Annotated in this window: 22 protein-coding genes, 1 tRNA gene and 1 riboswitch; of the genes, 3 read left to right on the forward strand and 20 right to left on the reverse strand. The window is 38.0% G+C overall.

The window, feature by feature from the left end; all coding sequences use genetic code 11:
• Positions 1 to 25: 25 nt before the first annotated feature.
• The 11 genes from B1NLA3E_RS17520 to B1NLA3E_RS17570 form a co-directional block, all read right to left on the reverse strand.
• Positions 26 to 99, reverse strand: a tRNA-Arg gene (locus tag B1NLA3E_RS17520).
• A 114-nt stretch (positions 100 to 213) separates the two neighbouring features.
• On the reverse strand, positions 214 to 738 hold the full coding sequence (locus tag B1NLA3E_RS17525; RefSeq protein ID WP_015595173.1) for a metallophosphoesterase family protein: 525 nt from the start codon (positions 736 to 738) through the stop codon (positions 214 to 216).
• Entirely contained in the window at positions 735 to 1,346 is a 612-nt protein-coding gene (locus B1NLA3E_RS17530) for an XTP/dITP diphosphatase (protein WP_015595174.1), read from the reverse strand. Before B1NLA3E_RS17530 ends, B1NLA3E_RS17525 begins: the two co-directional genes overlap by 4 nt.
• Positions 1,347 to 1,402: 56 nt before the next feature.
• On the reverse strand, positions 1,403 to 2,146 hold the full coding sequence (rph, locus tag B1NLA3E_RS17535) for a ribonuclease PH (RefSeq protein ID WP_015595175.1): 744 nt from the start codon (positions 2,144 to 2,146) through the stop codon (positions 1,403 to 1,405).
• Between the two features lie 132 nt (positions 2,147 to 2,278).
• A complete protein-coding gene (locus B1NLA3E_RS17540; RefSeq protein WP_015595176.1) occupies positions 2,279 to 3,352 on the reverse strand; it encodes a GerMN domain-containing protein in 1,074 nt (357 codons plus the stop codon).
• A gap of 97 nt (positions 3,353 to 3,449) precedes the next feature.
• Positions 3,450 to 4,262: a glutamate racemase gene (racE, locus tag B1NLA3E_RS17545; RefSeq protein ID WP_015595177.1), complete on the reverse strand. Its 813-nt coding sequence runs from the start codon at positions 4,260 to 4,262 to the stop codon at positions 3,450 to 3,452.
• A 10-nt stretch (positions 4,263 to 4,272) separates the two neighbouring features.
• Complete coding sequence (locus tag B1NLA3E_RS17550; protein WP_015595178.1) at positions 4,273 to 4,722, reverse strand: MarR family winged helix-turn-helix transcriptional regulator; 450 nt, start codon at positions 4,720 to 4,722, stop codon at positions 4,273 to 4,275.
• Between the two features lie 178 nt (positions 4,723 to 4,900).
• Complete coding sequence (gene gerE / locus B1NLA3E_RS17555; protein WP_015595179.1) at positions 4,901 to 5,125, reverse strand: spore germination transcription factor GerE; 225 nt, start codon at positions 5,123 to 5,125, stop codon at positions 4,901 to 4,903.
• 211 nt (positions 5,126 to 5,336) lie between these two features.
• Positions 5,337 to 6,098 carry a succinate dehydrogenase iron-sulfur subunit gene (sdhB, locus tag B1NLA3E_RS17560; RefSeq protein WP_015595180.1) on the reverse strand — a complete coding sequence of 254 codons (762 nt, stop codon included), beginning with the start codon at positions 6,096 to 6,098 and terminating at the stop codon, positions 5,337 to 5,339.
• 2 nt (positions 6,099 to 6,100) lie between these two features.
• The gene (gene sdhA, locus B1NLA3E_RS17565; protein ID WP_015595181.1) at positions 6,101 to 7,861 is read right to left on the reverse strand and encodes a succinate dehydrogenase flavoprotein subunit; all 1,761 of its coding nucleotides are present in this window, start codon (positions 7,859 to 7,861) and stop codon (positions 6,101 to 6,103) included.
• Between the two features lie 82 nt (positions 7,862 to 7,943).
• Complete coding sequence (locus B1NLA3E_RS17570; protein ID WP_015595182.1) at positions 7,944 to 8,552, reverse strand: succinate dehydrogenase cytochrome b558 subunit; 609 nt, start codon at positions 8,550 to 8,552, stop codon at positions 7,944 to 7,946.
• Positions 8,553 to 8,922: 370 nt separating this feature from the next.
• On the opposite strand from B1NLA3E_RS17570, the gene B1NLA3E_RS17575 reads away from it, so the two are divergent.
• Positions 8,923 to 9,378, forward strand: a complete 456-nt coding sequence (locus B1NLA3E_RS17575) for a YslB family protein (protein ID WP_015595183.1) — start codon at positions 8,923 to 8,925, stop codon at positions 9,376 to 9,378.
• A gap of 56 nt (positions 9,379 to 9,434) precedes the next feature.
• Here the strand turns inward: B1NLA3E_RS17575 and B1NLA3E_RS17580 are convergent, their stop codons facing one another.
• The 7 genes from B1NLA3E_RS17580 to B1NLA3E_RS17615 form a co-directional block, all read right to left on the reverse strand.
• A complete protein-coding gene (locus tag B1NLA3E_RS17580; RefSeq protein ID WP_041580649.1) occupies positions 9,435 to 10,664 on the reverse strand; it encodes an aspartate kinase in 1,230 nt (409 codons plus the stop codon).
• Positions 10,665 to 10,794: 130 nt separating this feature from the next.
• Positions 10,795 to 10,973, reverse strand: a riboswitch (Lysine riboswitch).
• A 68-nt stretch (positions 10,974 to 11,041) separates the two neighbouring features.
• On the reverse strand, positions 11,042 to 12,814 hold the full coding sequence (uvrC, locus tag B1NLA3E_RS17590) for an excinuclease ABC subunit UvrC (RefSeq protein ID WP_015595186.1): 1,773 nt from the start codon (positions 12,812 to 12,814) through the stop codon (positions 11,042 to 11,044).
• Positions 12,815 to 13,061: 247 nt separating this feature from the next.
• A complete protein-coding gene (gene trxA, locus B1NLA3E_RS17595) occupies positions 13,062 to 13,376 on the reverse strand; it encodes a thioredoxin (RefSeq protein WP_015595187.1) in 315 nt (104 codons plus the stop codon).
• A gap of 155 nt (positions 13,377 to 13,531) precedes the next feature.
• Entirely contained in the window at positions 13,532 to 14,509 is a 978-nt protein-coding gene (locus tag B1NLA3E_RS17600) for an electron transfer flavoprotein subunit alpha/FixB family protein (protein WP_015595188.1), read from the reverse strand.
• Positions 14,510 to 14,563: 54 nt separating this feature from the next.
• A complete protein-coding gene (locus B1NLA3E_RS17605; RefSeq protein WP_015595189.1) occupies positions 14,564 to 15,337 on the reverse strand; it encodes an electron transfer flavoprotein subunit beta/FixA family protein in 774 nt (257 codons plus the stop codon).
• 76 nt (positions 15,338 to 15,413) lie between these two features.
• Positions 15,414 to 16,187, reverse strand: a complete 774-nt coding sequence (locus B1NLA3E_RS17610) for an enoyl-CoA hydratase (protein WP_015595190.1) — start codon at positions 16,185 to 16,187, stop codon at positions 15,414 to 15,416.
• 41 nt (positions 16,188 to 16,228) lie between these two features.
• Positions 16,229 to 16,813 carry a TetR/AcrR family transcriptional regulator gene (locus B1NLA3E_RS17615; protein WP_015595191.1) on the reverse strand — a complete coding sequence of 195 codons (585 nt, stop codon included), beginning with the start codon at positions 16,811 to 16,813 and terminating at the stop codon, positions 16,229 to 16,231.
• A gap of 414 nt (positions 16,814 to 17,227) precedes the next feature.
• Here B1NLA3E_RS17615 and B1NLA3E_RS17620 point away from each other — a divergent pair, with 414 nt between their 5' ends.
• Positions 17,228 to 17,551 carry a transposase gene (locus B1NLA3E_RS17620; RefSeq protein ID WP_015592686.1) on the forward strand — a complete coding sequence of 108 codons (324 nt, stop codon included), beginning with the start codon at positions 17,228 to 17,230 and terminating at the stop codon, positions 17,549 to 17,551.
• A complete protein-coding gene (locus B1NLA3E_RS17625) occupies positions 17,548 to 18,429 on the forward strand; it encodes an IS3 family transposase (RefSeq protein WP_015592685.1) in 882 nt (293 codons plus the stop codon). Before B1NLA3E_RS17620 ends, B1NLA3E_RS17625 begins: the two co-directional genes overlap by 4 nt.
• A gap of 354 nt (positions 18,430 to 18,783) precedes the next feature.
• Here B1NLA3E_RS17625 and B1NLA3E_RS17630 read toward each other — a convergent pair whose 3' ends face one another.
• The gene (locus B1NLA3E_RS17630; RefSeq protein WP_015595192.1) at positions 18,784 to 20,487 is read right to left on the reverse strand and encodes a long-chain-fatty-acid--CoA ligase; all 1,704 of its coding nucleotides are present in this window, start codon (positions 20,485 to 20,487) and stop codon (positions 18,784 to 18,786) included.
• Positions 20,488 to 20,867: 380 nt separating this feature from the next.
• Positions 20,868 to 21,275, reverse strand: a complete 408-nt coding sequence (locus B1NLA3E_RS17635; RefSeq protein WP_015595193.1) for a DUF350 domain-containing protein — start codon at positions 21,273 to 21,275, stop codon at positions 20,868 to 20,870.
• Position 21,276: the final 1 nt, after the last annotated feature.

Consider the following 21,276-nt stretch of genomic DNA (forward strand, 5'->3'; position numbering starts at 1 on the left):
ATATGACATGGCATTTTTTTATTAGTGTCCCAGGAGAGATTCGAACTCCCGACCCACGCCTTAGAAGGGCGTTGCTCTATCCAGCTGAGCTACTGGGACATTGTTATAATAAGGACATTTCTTATTATATTAGTCTAACAAGAAAATGTCAACACTTATCGAAAACTTATTTAGAGGAAAGACGAATTTTCTTTCCTCTATATTATAGGATAATTACTTCTGAATGGAAAGCGGAAATTGCTGTCGTAATTCAGGAATCTCACCCTTTTGTATATCATATACACGAACATCTGCAGCTTCCTCCTTCAATTCAAGTAGACAATAGGTACGTTCCTTTCTTCCCCTTGGCAGCCTTATACTCCCCGGATTGATAAATAGGATTCCGTCAATTAACTCCATACCGAGCTGATGCGAATGACCAAAGCAAACAATATCGGCATTTAATTCCTCAGCACGATAAAAAAGATTCATCAAAGTCGACTTTACCGCAAAGAGGTGTCCATGTGTCACGAAAATTTTATGGCCAATTATTTCAACCTCTGCCTCCTCTGGAAACTCTTGACCATAATCGCAATTTCCTCTTACCACCACAAAACCTGACATTTCTGGTTGATCAGCAGATAGCTCGGAATCGCCACAATGGATCATCAAATCTACCTCTGCCTGGTGCTTCCTTTTTACTGCCTCAAGCTCCTCGGTCCATCGATGACTGTCACTTACTATTAATATTTTCGTCATTGTTCCGCTTCCTTTGCAAGGAAAAAATCAATCTGCTCGTCCAGCTTTTTTAGGGCATTTGCCCGATGGCTTATTCGATTTTTTTCCTCAGCAGATAATTCTGCCATTGAGCGGTTTTCTTCAAGTGAAAAAAAGATCGGATCATATCCGAAACCATTTGTTCCCTTACGCTCATGCAATATTTTACCTTCACACGTTCCAAAAAACGTAAACGCTTCCTGACCCGGAATAGCAACAGCTAATGCACAATAAAAATGGGCTGTTCTCTTCTGATCAGGAATCTCTATTAATTCTTTTAGTACTTTATCAATATTGGCTTCATCATTCTTTTCTTCCCCTGCATAACGAGCAGAATAAATCCCTGGTTTTCCAGCTAAAGCATCGACAACAAGCCCAGAATCATCAGCAATCGCCATCTTTCCTAATGCCTGGGATATTGCTTCCGCCTTGAGAATGGCATTCTCCTCAAATGTCGCTCCGGTTTCCTCAACATCTTTCAACTCTGGAAAATCTAGAAGTGTCAGCACTTTATATCCTCGTGGTGCAAACATCTGCTCAAATTCTTTCGCTTTCCCCTTATTTTGTGTCGCAATAATAATCTCGTTCAATTTATATCTCCCCTGTGAAGTGAAATATTGTAAACCCCATATTCATGTTTTCTCATCTATTTTTCGATACTCTTAACAATACTTTCTCCGAGAGCTGCCTTTTGAGCCTCAAAAAGTTCAGTCACACCACTTTGAGCTACTTCTAATAGCTCATGAAGTTGCTTATAAGTAAAGGTAGACTCTTCACCTGTTCCTTGCAATTCTACAAATTCGCCTTTACCTGTCATGACGACGTTCATATCGACGAAGGCCTTTGAATCCTCTATGTAATTTAAATCTAAAATTACTTTTCCATCAGATAAGACACCTACACTTGTCGCTGCTAGGAAGTCTGTAATTGGAAATTTTGAAATTCTTTTTTCCTGATGTAATTTACTCACTGCTAGGGTCATGGCCACAAATGCCCCGGTAATAGAAGCTGTCCGCGTTCCTCCATCTGCTTGGATCACATCGCAATCTATCCAGATCGTTTTTTCTCCTAAGGCTTCCAAATTAACGACTGCCCTTAATGCCCGTCCAATTAAACGCTGTATTTCCATTGTTCTTCCCGTTACTTTTCCTTTTGAAGATTCTCGGATGTTCCGCTGTTCTGTTGCCCGGGGGAGCATAGAATATTCGGCAGTAATCCACCCTTTCCCAGTTCCTCTCATAAAGTGTGGAACTCGATCTTCCACGCTGGCATTACAAATTACTTTTGTATCACCCACAGAAATCAATACTGATCCTTCTGGATGCTTTAAATAGTTTGATTCAATCATTACTGGTCTAAGCTGATTATTTTCCCGTCCATCAAAACGCACTTTTTTTCCTCCTTTTATTACAAATATCTTTTATTATATTTCAAATCATCCCGTCATTCTCATTAAAGAAGAGGTGGCAAAAGTTGCCAACCTCTTTTATCTTTTATTATATAGTATAACAAAAATTAATTTTTAAAAACTACCTGTATTTACTTTTTCAGGACGAGTGACTGGGGCAGAAAGTTTTTTACCTTGCTCATCTACTAACTCAGCCTTACCATTTACAAGAATGGAAACACTCTCAATCCCCTTTTGTTCGGTTAATGAAAGAACAAGGGCATTTAATAAATGTTCAGATACAATTTTTTCTTTGAAGCTTCCATAAATAGATTTATTAAAGTTTAATGTTACCTTCCCGTTTTCAATCTTTGGTTTATCGAGAAGTTTTACACCTGAAACAAAATCGGTTGCAAGACTAGAGGCATAATTGGGTCCATCCACCAATTCATTTATGGCTGCTTCAATATTATCCTTCACTTTGTTATCCACTCTACGAGTAACAGGGACATAGTAATAAGATCCTTCTTCCCCACCAATATAATATACGGTCACAGCCTTTGTATTCGCAATATCTACAACATCCTTTGTATCTAGGTTAATACCGTCTGCTCTGCTCAACCCGTTGTTGATTGGCGTCCCTTTAACAGGCATTTTGGTTAATTCTTTTCCATTCATTTGAAGTTTAACTGACTTTACTGAATCAAATTGGGTCAACGTCCAGGTGATTGCCTGAAGAATTTTCAACTCTTCATCTGCCTTATAGTTTTTAAATTCCTTAGAAAAATCAACTGTCGCAACACCATCTTTAATATCAACAGATGGCTGAGTATCAGCTGGAATCACGGCTTGAAATCCGTTTGGTAGCATTTCAGATACCGGTCCGTCTTTAACCAAAAATTCAATCGCTTGTTTTGCAATTCCAGTCGTTTTCGGAAGTGCTAATGTTTGAGGAACAACATAGCCCTCTTTATCTACTAAGTATAGCTCTGTCATCACGTTTTTATCTTCCTCTTTCTTGACCTCAGTTGACTGCTTCTTTGTTGTACTGGCTTCCTTAGAACTTGCCTTATCACTACTTTCATAAGTTACGTTTTGGGGAGGATCAATTTTTTTTGTTGCCTCACCACCTAACAGACCGCAACCTGACAAAAGTAAGGAGAATATCAAGACAGCGGAAAAAAGAATAGATTTTTTATTTAAAGACACATAAATCCCTCCTAAGACAGTTTGTACTACATGTATACGAGCTTTTCACATAATTAGACCGACTTAGAAAAAATTTAATATAAAAAAAGGTCTGAATCTATGATTCAAACCTTTTGCCTAATTTAATAGTTTCCACAACGTCAATGGAGGTCTCTAGCCATTCCGAAGCGATTTTTGCAAAAATCGGGCCAGACCCTGTCGTATAAAACTCATGATGAGGCTCAACCTCATTATCATTCAACATTCCTTTATATGATAGAATGGCGCTCACCTCACGTGCGGTTTCATCTCCAGAACTAATGACACTAACCCCATTCCCCATGATATTTTTTATAACCGGTTCTAAAAGAGGATAGTGGGTGCAACCTAATATTAACGTATCTAGCCCTTCATTTTTTAATGGGTGTAGGGACTCAGCAACAATTTTTTTGGCCACTGGACCAAAGTATTCACCACTTTCGACCAATGGCACAAATTTTGGACAGGCTAGGCTCTTCACACTTATCATTTTATTAATCGATTTTAGCGTTTTTTCGTACGCATTGCTTTTAACTGTTCCTTCAGTCCCAATAACGCCAATTTTATTATTATGAGTATGTTTTAGCGCAGCTCTGGCTCCAGGATTGATTACACCAATAACAGGAATCGGAAGCTCACTCTGAATTTGCTCTAACACGACAGCTGTTGCTGTATTACAAGCAATGACCAGCATCTTAATATTTTTTCGCAACAAAAAATGGGTCATTTGCCAAGTGAATAGTTGAACTTCTTCACTAGACCTAGGCCCATAAGGACATCGCGCGGTGTCCCCTAAATATACTATTTCTTCATACGGGAGCTGTCTCATCACTTCTTTTGCAACGGTTAAGCCGCCGACTCCTGAATCAATAATGCCAATTGGTGTATTCAAATTTATCGCCTCATTCTTCACGCATACCTTGGTGTAATTTGATTAAACTGTTTTTCATTTGAAAAACCTCTTCATCTGAAAAATTCTTTAACACGTCTTTTAAATAAAGCTGACGTTTTTTTATTACTTCATCAATAATCCTTGTTCCTTCTTCTAACAGGTGAATTCGAACAACACGGCGATCTGATGAATCCTTCACTCTAACCACTAGATTATTTTTCTCCATACGGTCTACCAGGTCAGTGGTCGTGCTGCATGCTAAGAACATTTTGTTAGAAAGTTCCCCTATTGTCATGTCACCATCTTCAAAAAGCCATTGCAATGCAACAAATTGTGGAGGTGTAATCGTGTAATTACTTAGGATTTCTCGTCCCTTTTGTTTTATTATTCCTGATATGTAGCGCAGATCTTTTTCGACCTCAGCGAAAACTTCCTGCTGACCCATCTCATCTACTTTCATTTCATCCATCTCCCATTTGCACTTTGACGATTCGGACTTTTCCTCTTATTTTCTACCTTTTACAAAAAAATTTCAAGCAACAATAATAGGCAAATGGTGAAAATCATCGGCCTATTGTCACTTGATAGATCATAAATATGTTAACCGGCCACCTTTACTTACGGGTAGCCGGTCTTCATTAAAGTTCTAGCTCTCCCATACGAAGGAGCTCTACAACAGCTTGCGAGCGCCCCTTTACGCCAAGCTTTTGCATGGCATTCGAAATATGATTTCGAACTGTCTTTTCGCTTATGAATAATTCACCAGCAATTTCTTTTGTTGTTTTATCTTGGACTAACAGTTCGAATACTTCTCTTTCTCGTTTGGTGAGTAATGGCTTGTGAGTATATTCTTTCTCTTTCAAGTACTGTAACCCTCCTTGCCTTCGCCAGCTATGAACCGCGGGGTGGGTATATATTTAGTCACCATATCATATGTGAGTAAAAGTTATCTAGTGACTACAATTCCTTGATGGAGAAAGCTTTTTAAGAAGAACATCACAACTTTATCGCCCGATTTTTGCTAATCATTTTAAAACCCTTTTCCAAAATCGGAAAAGGGCTTGTTTAAATTTATTAAATTTGGTCGCTTCCAAAGAAATTACGGAATGATGCGAACGTTGTTTCACGATTCAATGATGCAATTGAAGTAGTTAATGGAATACCCTTCGGGCAGGATTGAACGCAGTTTTGCGAATTACCGCAATTCGTTAATCCACCTTCACCCATGATGGCATCTAAACGTTCAGACCGATTCATTTCACCTGTTGGATGAGCATTAAATAAACGAACCTGTGATAACGGTGCTGGACCGATAAAGTTTGACTTACTATTCACATTTGGACACGCTTCTAAACATACACCACAAGTCATACATTTAGATAACTCATAAGCCCATTGACGTTTCTTTTCAGGCATACGTGGTCCTGGTCCTAAATCATACGTTCCATCAATCGGAATCCATGCCTTAACCTTTTTCAAGGAATCAAACATCCGACTACGATCTACCTGTAAGTCACGAACGATTGGGAATGTGCGCATTGGCTCTAATCGAACTGGTTGTTCCAGTTGATCGATTAGCGCTGTACATGATTGGCGTGGTTTACCATTAATCACCATTGAACACGCACCACAAACTTCTTCTAAACAGTTCATGTCCCATGCAATCGGAGTTGTTTTTTCTCCTTTTACATTTGTCGGATTACGACGAATTTCCATTAACGAGGAAATTACGTTCATATTCGGACGATAAGGAATGACAAATTCTTCCTGATAGGGGGCAGAATTAGGACCATCTTGTCGAGTGATAACAAAACGAACTGTTTTCTGTTCAGACATGTTTAATTCTCCCCTTTCTTCTTAGAATAGTCTCGTTTACGAGGTTTGATCAAAGAAACATCAACCTCTTGATAGCTAATTTTCGGAGCAGAATTTGCATCAACAAAATCCGCCATAGTCGTTTTTAAGAAGTTCTCATCATCACGATTTGGAAAATCAGGTTTGTAATGAGCTCCGCGGCTTTCATTACGATTTAAAGCACCAAGTGTAATAACACGAGCAAGTTGAAGCATATTATCCAATTGACGCGTAAATGCCGCACCTTGGTTGCTCCATTTAGCTGTATCATTAATATTAATGTTTTTAGCGCGTTCCATAAGCTCTTGGATTTTATCATCTGTTTTTTGCAATCTATCATTATAACGAACAACCGTAACATTCTCAGTCATCCATTCCCCAAGCTCTTTATGAAGAACATAAGCATTTTCAGTTCCATTTAGTGACATGACGTTGTTCCACTTTTCTTCTTCTTGTTTCACATAACGATCAAATAAAGAAGAAGGTAGAGAATCCGCACTCTTTTCCAAACCGTTGATATATTTCAATGCATTAGGACCAGCTACCATACCACCATAAATGGCTGATAATAACGAGTTAGCTCCTAAACGGTTACCACCGTGTTGAGAGTAATCACATTCACCTGCAGCAAATAAACCAGGAATATTGGTCATTTGGTTGTAATCAACCCATAATCCACCCATTGAATAATGAACGGCTGGATAGATTTTCATAGGCAATTTATGTGGATCTTCACCAGTGAATTTTTCATAAATTTCTATGATACCACCAAGCTTAACATCAAGTTCATGTGGATCTTTATGTGAAAGATCCAAATACACCATGTTCTCACCATTGACACCTAGCTTTTGATTTACGCAGACATCGAAAATTTCACGAGTAGCAATATCCCGTGGAACAAGGTTTCCGTATGCTGGGTATTTTTCTTCTAAGAAATACCAAGGTTTACCATCTTTGTAAGTCCAAACACGACCGCCTTCTCCCCGTGCAGACTCACTCATAAGACGAAGCTTGTCATCACCAGGAATTGCAGTTGGATGAATTTGAATAAATTCTCCATTTGAATAAGTAACCCCTTGTTGATACACGATTGAAGCAGCAGACCCTGTATTAATAACAGAGTTAGTAGATTTACCGAAGATAATCCCCGGTCCACCTGTTGCAAGAATCACAGCATCAGCTGCAAATGATTTAATTTCCATTGATTGTAAATTTTGAACAACGACTCCACGGCAAACACCATCATCATCGATTACAGTACCAAGGAACTCCCAGCCTTCACGCTTGGTAACGAGTCCTGCTACTTCATAGCTTCTAACTTGCTCATCAAGTGCATATAATAACTGTTGCCCTGTTGTTGCTCCAGCGAACGCTGTACGGTGATGCTGTGTTCCACCAAAACGGCGGAAATCTAGTAATCCTTCAGGCGTACGGTTAAACATTACTCCCATCCGATCAAACAAATGGATGATTCCTGGTGCTGCATCGCACATCGCTTTTACCGGTGGTTGGTTCGCTAAGAAATCTCCACCGTATACGGTATCATCAAAATGTACATATGGTGAGTCGCCTTCTCCTTTTGTATTAACGGCTCCGTTAATGCCTCCTTGGGCACAAACAGAGTGAGAACGTTTCACGGGTACTAAGGAGAATAGTTCTACCGGTGTTCCAGATTCTGCAACTTTTATTGTAGCCATTAAGCCGGCTAAACCACCGCCGACAATAATTACTTTTCCTTTACTCATCGTGGCTCACTCCCTTAAATGCTAGTACGTCTAGTACGTCTTCTACCATATTGGTCTACTAAATTAGTAAACGTCAAAACTATTAAACGAAAGCCAGTAATGCACGTATTCCAACAATGGATAAAGCAACGAAAATTCCAACCGTTACATATGTAGAGATTCGTTGAGAACGTGGTGATACAGTGATTCCCCAGCTAACACAGAATGCCCAAAGACCATTCGCAAAGTGGAAAATAGCAGAAACGACACCAACAATGTAAAATGCTAACATGATAGGATTTGATAGAATATCAGCCATCATATCAAAATCCACTTTTGCACCCATTGCTGCCGCAATCCGAGTTTCCCAAACATGCCATGCTAAGAAAATAAGAGTGATTACCCCTGATACCCGTTGAAGGGCAAACATCCAGTTACGGAAAAACCCAAATCTACTCACATTGTTTTTTGCTGTAAACGCAATATAAAGCCCGTAGATTGCGTGAAACAATAATGGCAAGAAAATAATAAAGGTTTCTAGGAACCACTTGAATGGAAGATTCTCCATAAAATGTGAAGCGTCGTTAAATGCTTCTGCTCCTTTGGTTGCAAAATGATTGACAACTAAATGTTGCGTAAGGAAAAGTCCTACCGGAATGACCCCTAATAATGAGTGCAATCTTCGATAAAAAAATTCTCGATTCTCTGCCATGAGCTTACCCCCCCTAATAATTTAATGATGGCGTTACGAGTTTCTTCATCATTTTCAAAATTGTTGAATAGTACTGATTCTAAAATTGATTCTGTTATTTCTAACAATTGTGTAACATTTACATTTTACATCTGTCTTTTACAAGCGTCAAGAAAACGGATACAAAAATTGTTGAAAAATAGACATTTTTAGAATAATTAGTTATTTTATTATATTCAAAACCTAAAAATTTATCATTTTTTTCATTTTTGCTGTCTTTTTGATAAATTATTCCTTTATTACCTTATGCTTTTACAGGTTAAATCGACAATTGTGTGCTGATTTTTAACTAAAAATGTATATAATAGAATTAGAGAAAGTGGGGAGAACATTGAGTGAACTTACGATACAAGAAAGAATAACCGAAAAAGAATCTCTTTCAGTCCCTTTTTTTGGTTATGATTTAATAAGAGAAGAGCTCTTAAAGGATCTGCTCGGAAAAGATACTCCTGACCTTTTATATTGGGCTGGAAAGCGGTTAGCGCGAAAATACCAACTTAATACGATTGATGAAACGATTATTTTTTTCAATAAAGCAGGCTGGGGTACTTTAACGATTAAAAGTGAATCCAAGCAAGAAATTCTATTTGAGCTTGAGAGTGACATCATCACATTACGTCTAAAAACAAATCCTGATTTTACCTACCATCTCGAGGCTGGTTTTTTAGCGCAGCAGTTAGAATTTCAAAAAGGTGCATTGGCAGAGGCGTTTGAGCACCCACGAAAAAAGGGTGCCAAAGTTCAGTTTACTGTAAAATGGGATTTACAAGATAAAATAGACAGTTAATTATCCACTTTTACATATAAAGGCTGACTCATCCGAGTCAGCCTTTATATATGTTTTTATAATTTTACTGATGCACTCGCTAAATTAAAAGCTTGATGAAGTGCTTCCACTGCAGGTAGCATTAGTTTTTGTTTAACTACTGCTGAAACTTTAATCTCAGAAGTACTAACCATTTTTACCTCAACCTCGTTTGCTGCTAACACTTCAAACATTTCCGCCGCAACTCCTGGATTAGAAATCATACCAGATCCTACAATTGATACCTTTGCCAAATCTTGTTCAGCTTCAATTCTCTCATAGCCAAGAGTTTCTTTTACAGATTCAAGAACCGCTAGGGTTTCCTCCAAATCTGAACTTTTGATTGAGAAAGATAAATTGGTGGTATGTTTTTCTGTAGTACTTTGGATAATAATATCTACGTTAATCCGATTGGATGCCAAAGTTGTAAATACAGTGGAAAGGCCCGTTAATGAGTTCGGTAACCCAACTACCGATACTCTGGTAATTTCTTCTTCAAATGCCACTCCGCGCACTACTAAATTTTGCTCCACTGATACTTCCTCCTCGATTATTGTGCCTGATTCCCTTTCCAAACTAGACCGGACCTCAAGAGGAACCTGATAATTTTTTGCATACTCTACCGCTCTTGGATGCAAGACTCCTGCACCTAAATTAGCTAATTCAAGCATCTCATCATATGACACAGAGCCCAATTTGCGCGCTTCCTGAATAAAACGTGGATCAGTCGTAAAAACTCCAGTTACGTCAGTATATATATCACACTTATCGGCTTTTAAGGCAGCAGCCAAGGCAACAGCTGTTGTGTCTGAGCCACCTCGACCCAAAGTGGTGATTTCTCCATCTATCGAAACCCCTTGAAATCCAGCGACAATAACAATTTTCCCCGCTTCCAAATCATTGTTTAATCTTCCCGTTTCAATGTCCATAATTCTTGCACTTCCATGGACGCTTTCGGTAATAATTCCGGCTTGCCAACCTGTATAGGAAACCGCATCATGTCCTTTTTCATTCAGTGCCATTGCCAATAAAGCAATGGTCATCTGTTCACCTGTTGTTAATAGCATATCCATTTCTCGTTTGTTCGGATTGTCTGTAATTCCCTTTGCCAAGCTCACAAGCTGATCAGTTGTTTTTCCCATTGCTGATACAACGACAACAACACTATTCCCTCTATTTTTTTCTTCTATCACTCGTTCTGCTACATTTAAAATACGTTCAACGCTACCTACAGAAGTACCGCCAAATTTTTGAACAATTAGCACCACTATTCCCCCTACTCTCTGCAGAAATCTGAATTTTATATCTGCTTTTTCTTTCCTTTTCAGGGCATAAGAAAAAGCAATGAGAAATCATATCCCATTGCTGTGAAAACGTTCAATATCATGTACGTAACCACAGTGAGATAGCTCTCCAAGACAAGACGTCTTGACAATCCAACATTTATTCAATGCAGGACCAGCAAAGAAAGCAATGAGTACTATCTTCACTTCGGCGAACTTTCCTTTCAAAGCTTTTCCTTGAAGCTCATCCTTCTCCAAGCTTTTACTGATTAAGTTCGCACCTCTACCTTCACTTTAACGATCTAAAGTGTCGACTCTTAAGTTTTTAACATTATAGCATATAAAAATATTATTTAGCAATCCTAACTATTTATTTTCTCCAACAGCTCTTTGGCTATATTTGCAGGAATTCCAATCGAGACCATTTCCTCAATGCTTGCTTCCTTCATCTTCTTTAAAGATCCAAAGGTTTTAAGCAAAAGCTTCTTTCGTTTCTCACCAATACCAGCAATTTCATCAAGATGCGATTGGAAGGCACTTTTTCCTCGTAACTGACGATGAAAAGTAATCGCAAATCGATGGACCTCGTCTTGAATCCTCTGAAGCAAATAGAATTCTTGACTATTTCGGGCAAGCGGGACAATTTGCAAGGGATTTCCATATAAAAGTTGGGACGTTCTGTGTTTATCATCCTTTACAAGTCCAGTAATCGGTATATCTAACCCCAGTTCATTTTCAAGGACATCTCTTACCGCTTCAACATGTCCTTTTCCTCCATCAATAATTAATAAATCTGGAAGAGGTAGATTTTCTTTTAGGACTCTCGTATATCTTCTTCTTGTAACCTCTCGCATCGATTCGTAATCATCGGGACCTATTACTGTTTTGATTTTATATTTGCGATATTCGTTTTTATTTGGCTTACCATCAATAAATACCACTAATGCCGAAACTGGATCGGTTCCCTGAATGTTGGAATTATCAAAAGCCTCGATTCGATGGGGAGTATAAATCCCTAAGCTATCACCGAGGTTTTCTACTGCATTGATGGTTCTTTTTTCATCTCGTTCTATTAAGGAAAATTTCTCCTTCAAGGCGATGGTCGCATTTTTTTCGGCAAGTTTCACTAAATCTTTTTTCTGACCACGCTTTGGGATTAGCACTTTTACATCAAGAAGTTGTTCGAGCATACTTGTATCAATTGTTTCTGGAACTAAAATCTCATTTGGCTTGAAATGATCCGATTTTGCATAAAATTGACCTAGGAAGGTTAACATCTCTTCTTCTGCCTCATCATAAATTGGAAACAACGAGACATCCCGCTCAATCAGCTTTCCTTGCCGGATAAAAAAGACTTGAACACACATCCAACCCTTATCAACAGAATATCCAAATACATCACGGTCTGTAAAATCAGTCATCGTCATTTTTTGTTTTTCCATAATGGTATCTATATGAATGATTTTGTCACGAAAATCTTTGGCACGTTCAAAATCAAGTTGCTCAGCTGCTTCGGTCATTTTTTCAGTCAAATCTTTTTTGATATCGTTATATCCGCCGTTTAGAAAGCGAGTAATTTCGTCTGTTAAGGATTTGTATTCTGCTTCACTTACCTCTTTGACACAAGGTGCTAAGCATTGACCCATATGATAATATAAACAAACCCGATCTGGTAGAGTCGAACATTTCCTTAATGGATAGATTCGATCAAGTAATTTTTTCGTTTCGTTTGCAGCTTGGACATTTGGGTACGGACCAAAATATTTACCTTTGTCTTTTTTTACTTTTCGAGTGGTAATTAAGCGAGGGTGGCGTTCTGCTGTCAGCTTAATAAAGGGATAGGTTTTATCATCCTTAAGCATGACATTGTATTTAGGATCATATTTTTTTATTAAGTTAATTTCTAAAAGAAGCGCCTCAATGTTGGAAGAGGTAACGATATATTCAAAATCCACGATTTCATTTACCAGTCGAAGTGTTTTACCATCATGCGAGCCGGTAAAATATGAGCGGACTCTGTTTTTAAGTACTTTTGCTTTTCCAACATAGATGATGGTTCCTTGTCTATCTTTCATCAAATAGCAGCCAGGATGGTCAGGCAAAATAGTGAGCTTATTTTTTATTGTTTCATTCATTCTTTTTCAGCCCCTGATGTTTTTTCCAAAGTTATTATATTATGTTACTTCATTTTAGCTAAAGAGGAAAACCATTTTGGATACAAAAAGAGATTTTCTAAATTTGAATGATGATTTTCACCGGTAATCATTCAAAACAACAATCTTTTAGAAAACAGCCTAAAATAAAAAAGCTAATCTTCGGTCGTGTAAAACGACCTCGGATCAGCCTCCTAAGACTATATCGTGTCAAAAAAACGAAATAGATTTAAACGTGTTTTTCAAGAACTCCTGCAAGTGCTTCTTTTGGTGAAAATCCAACTACTTTATCTACCACTTCACCGTCTTTTAAAACAAGTAAAGTAGGGATACTCATAATGCCAAATTTACCGGCAGTTTCTTGATTTTCATCAACGTCTACTTTAACGATTTTCACTTTACCGCCTAATTCGCTATCAAGCTCTTCTAATACAGGTGCAATCATTTTACAAGGCCCGCACCAAGGTGCCCAAAAATCAACCAGCACAACGCCAGAGTTAGTTTCTGCTGAAAATGTTTGATCTGTTACATGTGAAATTGCCATTCAAAATCCTCCTATAGGTAGACTAAATCTTAACGACAGTATATCACCATTTTAACTTTACTTGCTAATAATTTGTTTGCGACCATAATATGCCCTTTAAAGCTATCTATTATGTACCAAAAAGCGAGCAGGAATTAACCTGCTCGCTTCAATTATTAAGAAAGAACTTTTAATTTTTTAAATTCTTCGGTCAATAGTGGCACAACATCAAAAAGATCTCCGACAATCCCATAATCGGCCACTTTGAAAATGTTTGCTTCTGAATCTTTATTTATAGCTACAATTATTTTAGAGTTTGACATTCCAGCTAAGTGTTGAATCGCACCTGAAATACCACATGCGATGTACAAATCAGGTGTTACAACTTTACCTGTTTGTCCAATTTGTAAGGAATAATCACAGTACTCTGCATCACAAGCTCCGCGAGATGCACCAACTGCTCCCCCAAGAACATTAGCTAATTCTTTTAAAGGTTCAAAACCATCTTCACTTTTTACCCCACGTCCTCCAGCAATGACTACTTTTGCTTCAGAAAGGTCTACGCCTTCACTTGCTTTTCGGACAACCTCTTTAATGATGGCTCTTAAATTTTTTATTTCAACTGAGATTGAAGCTACTTCACCTGTTCTAGACTCGTCCTTTTCTAAAGGAGCAATATTATTTGGACGAACTGTGGCAAAAATAATTCCATCAACAACCACTTTCTTTTCAAATGCTTTTCCTGAATAAATTGGTCGAGTGAATACGATGTTTCCACCAGCTTCCTCCACACCAGTTACATCGGAAATTAATCCTAAAGACAGCTTACCAGCTATTCTTGGAGCAAGGTCTTTTCCTAATGCAGTATGTCCAAATATAATTCCTTCAGGAGATTCTGCATCAACAATTGCCATCAATGCTTGAGTAAAACCGTCTGATGTATATTGTTTTAATTGAACATCTTCAACCACTACAACTCTATCAGCACCATTTTGAATAAGTTCTTCTCCTAAACCACTTACTGCATCTCCAATTAAAACACCTACAACTTCTCCGCCTTCTGATACTGTTTTTGCAGCTGCAATGGCTTCAAAGGAAACATTACGTAATGTGCCTTCGCGCGCTTCCCCTAATACAAGTACTTTTCTTGACATTATTTCTACCTCCTGCTTGGTTTATTTTCCAATTATGAACGAGCGCTCAATCAATCAAACTACCTTCGCTTCTGTATGTAGCAAGTGAACAAGCTCTTTCACTTGATCTTGCAAATCACCAGAAAGGATTTTACCTGCCTCTTTTTGAGCCGGCAAATAGATTTCAATTGTTTTTGTTTTCGCTTCAACATCATCCTCGTCAAGATCTAAATCATCTAGCTCTAACTCTTCAAGAGGCTTTTTCTTTGCTTTCATAATTCCTGGTAATGAAGGATAACGTGGTTCATTTAACCCTTGTTGTGCTGTTACAAGTAATGGCAATGTTGTTTCAATGACTTCTGAATCTCCTTCAACATCACGGACAACTGTAGCGTTACTACCATCGATTGTTAGCTTTGTAATAGTTGTTACATATGGAATCTCTAGTAATTCTGCTACACGGGGACCTACTTGGCCAGATCCACCATCAATCGCCACATTTCCTGCAATAACCAAATCAGCTTCTTTATCTTTTAAATATTCAGCGATTATTTTTGCAGTAGTATATTGATCAGCTGCTTCTACATCATCCTCAGTATTAATTAATACTGCTTTATCTGCACCCATTGCTAAAGCAGTACGCAATTGTTTTTCACTTTCTTCATTTCCGACAGAAACCACGATCACTTCCCCACTATTTGCGTCACGCACTTGAATTGCTTCCTCAATTGCGAACTCATCGTATGGATTAATGATAAATTCAGCACCATCTTCATTAATCTTGCCACCGGAAATGGTAATCTTCTCTTCAGTATCGAATGTTCTTTTCATCAATACAAAAATTTTCAATTGTTTTCCCTCCTGTATATCTGAACATTATTTTTGTTCAAAAGATTGAAAAAATTTAAGTTAAAAATTTTGCTGGTTATTTACCAACGAAATTTGGTTCCCTTTTTTCAATAAATGCTGAAATGCCCTCTTGACCATCAGCAGATTCGAATTGCGCTCCAAATAAGACTGCCTCACGCTCAACTCCAGCATGAAACTCATTAGTTTTTGTAAAACTTAACAACTCTAAGATTGCTTTAAGTGAAACTGGACTTTTCTTAGAGATTTGTTTAGCCATGTTTAAAGCGTTTTTGAAAAGTTCGCTTTCTGGATAAGCATGATTTGCTAATCCAACTTTCACAGCTTCTTCCCCACTAATTGGTACACTTGTTAACAACATCTCTGCCGCTCTTGCTGTACCTACTAAACGTGGTAAACGCTGACTTCCTGCGAATCCAGGGATTAAACCGAGCGATAATTCCGGTAATCCAAATTTCGCCTTTTCACTAACTAGTCGGAAATGACAGGCCATAGCAAGTTCTAAGCCTCCACCGAGTGCGGCACCATGAACTGCAGCTATAATGGGCTTTGGAAAATTCTCGATGCGTTCAAATAAATTTTGACCTAGACGGGCTAAATTACTAAATTGTTCCCCATTCTCAATCGTGGTGAACTCCTTAATATCTGCGCCAGCTGAAAAGAATCGTCCTTCCCCTTGAATTAAAACTACCCTAACGTTATCATCATGCTCAATTTCATCCAAAAGTCCTGATAATTCCTTTAATACTTTAGAAGAAAGGGCATTTGCTGGGGCATTTCCTAGAGTGATTGTTCCTACCAAATCCTGGGAGGACCACTTCAAATAATCCAATTTATTTCCTCCTTTATGCTTTTATTTTTCCACTTATCATGCTAGTGTTTTCCACATCCATTGAGCAACAATTGGTGAACTTTAGGAGCTAAAGCGGTTAAATCATATCTTTCTTCATTCATTACCCAGGTTGTAATCATTTCATCTATTGTGCCGAATATCATTTGACGAGTTAGCCGGACATCAAGGTTTTCCGGGAATTCGCCATTTTCTATTCCTTCTTGCAATATTTGATCAACAACCTTTAAATAGCCCTTCAGAACATCATTGATCTTAAGTCGTAGCTCAATACTTGATTGTCTTAGTTCTAATTGTGTAACAATCGCAAGGTGGTGGTCATTTGATAGCATTTCAAAATGGGTTTCGACCATTACTAATAATTTCTCTGCCGCTGTATTAAATCCTGCTATTTTCGACTGAATATTTTCTACAAAATTCCCCATTTTTTCCTCAAACAGAGAGATCAGGATATCTTCTTTATTTTTAAAATATAGATAAATTGTACCGTCAGCTACCCCTGCTTGTTTGGCAATTTTGGCTACTTGTGCTTGGTGGTAGCCGTTTTGCGCGATTACAACAACAGCAGCATCTATAATTTGACGGTATTTTGGTCTGTCCTTTTTCATTTTTTTCATCCTCTCAAGAGGTAGTATAATGGCGGTTTTTGTCGCATGAATGAATAATCATTCATTTATTTTATCATAATATTCCTTCAATTATCTGTCAAGGTAAAAAAAAGACCGGTTTCCGGCCTTCGTTTGAAGTTCCCTAAATAAGTTAGGGTATTTAGCGGACATAAGTGACCTAATTTTAATTTATTCCCCTTTTTTCTATTTTAGCGGACATGGGATATCTTATTTACATAAAAACAAATGAATAACGCTCGCTTAACAACAAATAAGGAATTCAATGTCCGGTTAGTCTATCAAAACAACACTTTTTTTCAAAATAACTGAACAGATGGAACTAGAATAAAAAGTGGACACCCCTTTAACGGAAATCATTTGTGGCAATAATGATATTTACCAGGAGGGGTTTCCATGGGTGACCAACGTCAGAGTTATAGTGAACAATTTAAAAAAGAAACAGTTAAGTTTGCACAAGAACAACAACAAAAAAAGACTATGAGAGATATTGCGGATGAGTTAAAAGTTCCGCTTAGCTGCCTACATGACTGGATGACAAAATATCGTCAATTTGAATATGAACCTTTGGCGGTTGAAGAACGAATAAAAAAGCTAGAACAAGAATTGAAAGAAAAAGAACGTGAATTAAAGGAAAAAGACAAAAAGTTAGCTGTCACAGAAGAAGAATTGGCCATTGTAAAAAAGGCGGTGCACATCTTCAGCAGACCAAGAACATGAGGTTTCAATTCATTGAAGACCATCGCTCGGAGTTCTCGGTGGTGAAGATGTGTAAAGTGTTAGAGGTATCCACGAGCGGTTATTTCAAATGGAGAAATCATAAACCGAGTCAACAAGGAGTACAAAGGGAACGGATTAAAGAACGTATTGTACACTATTATAATGATTCCGACAGTGTATATGGTAGTCCGAAAATTACTAAGTTATTACTAAAAGAAGGATATAATATCACGGAAAGAACAGTTAGTATTTACATGAAGGAACTAGGTTTACGATCTTGTGTTTCCAAGAAATTTAAAGTTTGTACAACAAATTCGAATCATGAATACCCTGTAGCACCTAATAGATTAAATCAAGAATTCACTACAACAGCACCAAACAAGGTATGGGTAGTAGATATCACTTATATTCCTTGTCGGGAAGGACGCTTATATTTAGCTACTGTACTTGACCTGTACACTCGAGAAATAGTAGGTTGGCGCCTTTATGGACATCTGGAAACTCAATTAGTTCTTGATGCTTTAGAAGACGCTTATAAGTTAAGAAATCCAGAAAAAGGTTTGCTTCACCACTCAGACCGTGGGTCTCAGTATGCATCTAAGGATTACCGGGAAAGACTTGAGGAATATAAAATGGAGGCGAGCATGAGTCGTACAGGAAACTGTTATGATAATGCTTGTGCAGAATCCTTCTTTAGTCTGGTTAAAAAAGAATTATTAAGAGGTAGAAAATTTCAAACTAAAGATCAAGCTTACACCGAGATTTATCGTTACATTGAATTTTTCTATAACCGTAAAAGAATTCATAGTTCAATTGGATATGTATCACCAGTGCAGTATTCACAACAATACTGCAGGGGAAGGCTTAATAAAGGGTAGAACACCAATCAAAAGCAGTAAGCTGCCTTTTCTTCACTTAGCGACTAGCCAGATGATTCCGTGAAAGGGTCAAGCGGTTTTGGCTTGATGCTTTCACGGAATCATCTATCATTTGAAAAGTGAAGAAGAGGCTACTGCAACACTATATTAATTAAGTTTCGTTATTTAGGTGTCCACTTTCTTGACAGAGCTCCAAGATGTCCTTATATATAAATTGCCACAGCACTTATTGTTAAACCAGCCGGACGCTAAAAGGAATGTGATGCCGTATTTGAAACGCACTGCTTTTAAAGTTGTTTTTATATCCACTTTTTACTATGAGGGTACCTCAAAAGAGAACGGCTTAATCCGGCCTTAAGCATGTTTTTCCTTTTCTTCTTCTACTCTTTTTCTCTCTTCTTCTACTAATGTCCTTCTGAGAATTTTTCCCACCGCGGTTTTTGGGAGCTCGGTTCTAAACTCATATATTCTAGGAACCTTGTAAGCAGCCAAGTGTTTTCGGACAAATTTATCAAGTTCTTCTTTTGTAACGGTTGCCCCTTCTTTTAAAACCACATACACTTTAACGGTTTCACCACGATATAGGTCAGGGATACCGGCAGCAACAACTTCCACTATTTCTTCATGTTCATATAATACTTCTTCAATTTCCCGAGGGTAAATGTTATAACCTCCCGCAATAATCATATCCTTCTTACGATCCACAACAAAGAAGTACCCCTCTGCATCCATATAGCCTAAATCACCGGTTAATAGCCAGCCATTACGGATTGATTGTTCTGTATCTTCTGGACGATTCCAGTAGCCTTTCATCACTTGAGGACCTTTAACTGCTATTTCCCCCATTTCACCAGGTGGAAGAGGTTCCCCTGTTTCGAGTGATAAAATAGCGACATCCGTGTCAGGCCAAGGTACGCCGATACTTCCTTTAATTCTTGGACGGTCCCAAAGAAAATTCGCATGAGTTACGGGTGAGGCTTCTGTCAAACCGTATCCTTCTACGAGTTTTCCCCCTGTTACTTCTTCGAATTTCTGTTGGATCTCGACTGGTAGTGGCGCTGACCCGCTTAAACAGGAATCAATCGAGGATAGATCAAATTGTTTTATTTTTGGATGGTTTAAAAGTCCAATATAGATGGTAGGAGCACCTGGAAATAGCGTTGGTCGCTGTTTTTCAATGGTGTGTAACACCAAATCAACATCAAATTTTGGTAACAATACCATTTTGTTTGCTTCCATAATGGTTAATAGTAGCACCGTAGTCATTCCATACACATGAAAGAATGGTAAAATGCCTAGTACCGTTTCTTCTCCACGTCTACACTTATACAGCCATGCACTACACATCAGCGTATTGGCTGCCAAATTTTTGTGAGTCAACATAACCCCCTTAGGGAAGCCCGTCGTTCCACCCGTGTATTGGAGCAGTGCTAAATCTTCTTCAAAATCAATTTCAGGGAAATTTAACGTGTCAACTGGTCCTTTTAAAATTTCCGTAAATAAATGATGGTTTCCTTCATGATTAACTTTGACAACCATTCCGTATTGTTTCTTTTGCAAGAATGGATAGATGAGGTTTTTTGGAAAAGGGAGGTAGTCTTTGATAGCGGTTACAACAATGTGTTTTAGGTCAGTTTTTCGCATGACTTTTGCAACTCGAGGAAACAGGATGTCTAGGCAAATGATAACTTTTGCTCCAGAATCCTTCATTTGGTATTCTAATTCTCGTTCTGTGTAAAGTGGGTTGGTTTGAACGACAATCCCACCAACCATCAGAACAGCAAAATAGCCAATAACAGATTGGGGAGTATTGGGGAGCATTATGGCTATTCGATCCCCTTTTTCAATACCAATTTTTTGAAAATAACTAGCTAATTTCAAGGTTTCATGATAAAGCTTCTTATAAGTCATTTCTTTGCCCAAAAAATGAATAGCAATCTTATTAGGAAATTCAGTAGCGGCTTGTTTTAAATAGAAGTGGAGTGGTTTTTCATCGTAAGTGAGGGCAGCAGGAATTTCATCAGGATAGTGTTTTAGCCAAGGTTTTTGCTCAACCATTATAATTACCTCCATCTCTCCTGAGTAAAAAATTTGAATATTCACTTTTATTATAAAGCAACCTTGTTTATGTGGCAATGAGGTGGATAGGGAAAACGTTTAATATTAAGGCTGTGTTAAAGCTCATTGTTGTCAACGATGTTGATTGGAGCGGAAGGTGCGAGACTCCTGCGGGAGTAGCGGGACAGGTGAGACCGCGGAAATCAACAGAACATGTTTAACAGAGCCAATATGAAAAAACAAAAAAGAGGCTGACTTCGTCAACCTCCAAACCTGCTTACCCATTACACAAAGAACAACATATAAATTAGACCAATGATTAAGAAACCACCGCAAAGAACTAAAAGGACTTTTGCTAATTTTTCCATACTAACCTCTCCTTATGGAATACCTGCACCAATTACAAAGGATAAACCAATAGAAATAACCATTGCAATTAAACCGACTGCCCGATTATCATTTAGAATTTCTTCATCAATTTTAAATTTTGGCGTCAAAAATTCAAAAATAAAATAACCGATTAACAAAAGGAAAAAACCAAAGATCCCCCAACCAATCATCGTCGTCAACGAATCATGCCTAGAAATTGAATGCGCAAAAATATTAGCAATTCCAAAAATCTTTCCCGCTGTTGCCATCGCCACCGCAATATTTCCTTTTTTGATTTCCTCCCAGTTTTTATATTTTGTGACAAGCTCGAAAATCGCTAAAAAAACAACTAAACAGAGAATGACTACACTGTAATAGGCAGCTGTTTGAACAAACTCATTTTCCCAAAATTGGTTCATA

The organism is Bacillus sp. 1NLA3E, assembly GCF_000242895.2.
Classification (GTDB): Bacteria; Bacillota; Bacilli; order Bacillales; family Cytobacillaceae; genus Bacillus_BU.

Coding starts and splice junctions, on each gene's coding strand:
- sdhA (WP_015595181.1), bottom strand. CDS start 7,861: ATGAGTAAAGGAAAAGTAATTATTGTCGGCGGTGGTTTAGCCGGCTTA.
- uvrC (WP_015595186.1), bottom strand. CDS start 12,814: ATGAATGAAACAATAAAAAATAAGCTCACTATTTTGCCTGACCATCCT.
- sdhB (WP_015595180.1), bottom strand. CDS start 6,098: ATGTCTGAACAGAAAACAGTTCGTTTTGTTATCACTCGACAAGATGGT.
- B1NLA3E_RS17550 (WP_015595178.1), bottom strand. CDS start 4,722: ATGAAAGTAGATGAGATGGGTCAGCAGGAAGTTTTCGCTGAGGTCGAA.
- trxA (WP_015595187.1), bottom strand. CDS start 13,376: ATGGCAATTTCACATGTAACAGATCAAACATTTTCAGCAGAAACTAAC.
- B1NLA3E_RS17625 (WP_015592685.1), top strand. CDS start 17,548: ATGAGGTTTCAATTCATTGAAGACCATCGCTCGGAGTTCTCGGTGGTG.
- B1NLA3E_RS17630 (WP_015595192.1), bottom strand. CDS start 20,487: ATGGTTGAGCAAAAACCTTGGCTAAAACACTATCCTGATGAAATTCCT.
- B1NLA3E_RS17635 (WP_015595193.1), bottom strand. CDS start 21,275: ATGAACCAATTTTGGGAAAATGAGTTTGTTCAAACAGCTGCCTATTAC.
- B1NLA3E_RS17620 (WP_015592686.1), top strand. CDS start 17,228: ATGGGTGACCAACGTCAGAGTTATAGTGAACAATTTAAAAAAGAAACA.
- B1NLA3E_RS17570 (WP_015595182.1), bottom strand. CDS start 8,552: ATGGCAGAGAATCGAGAATTTTTTTATCGAAGATTGCACTCATTATTA.
- B1NLA3E_RS17600 (WP_015595188.1), bottom strand. CDS start 14,509: ATGTCAAGAAAAGTACTTGTATTAGGGGAAGCGCGCGAAGGCACATTA.
- B1NLA3E_RS17525 (WP_015595173.1), bottom strand. CDS start 738: ATGACGAAAATATTAATAGTAAGTGACAGTCATCGATGGACCGAGGAG.
- B1NLA3E_RS17615 (WP_015595191.1), bottom strand. CDS start 16,813: ATGAAAAAGGACAGACCAAAATACCGTCAAATTATAGATGCTGCTGTT.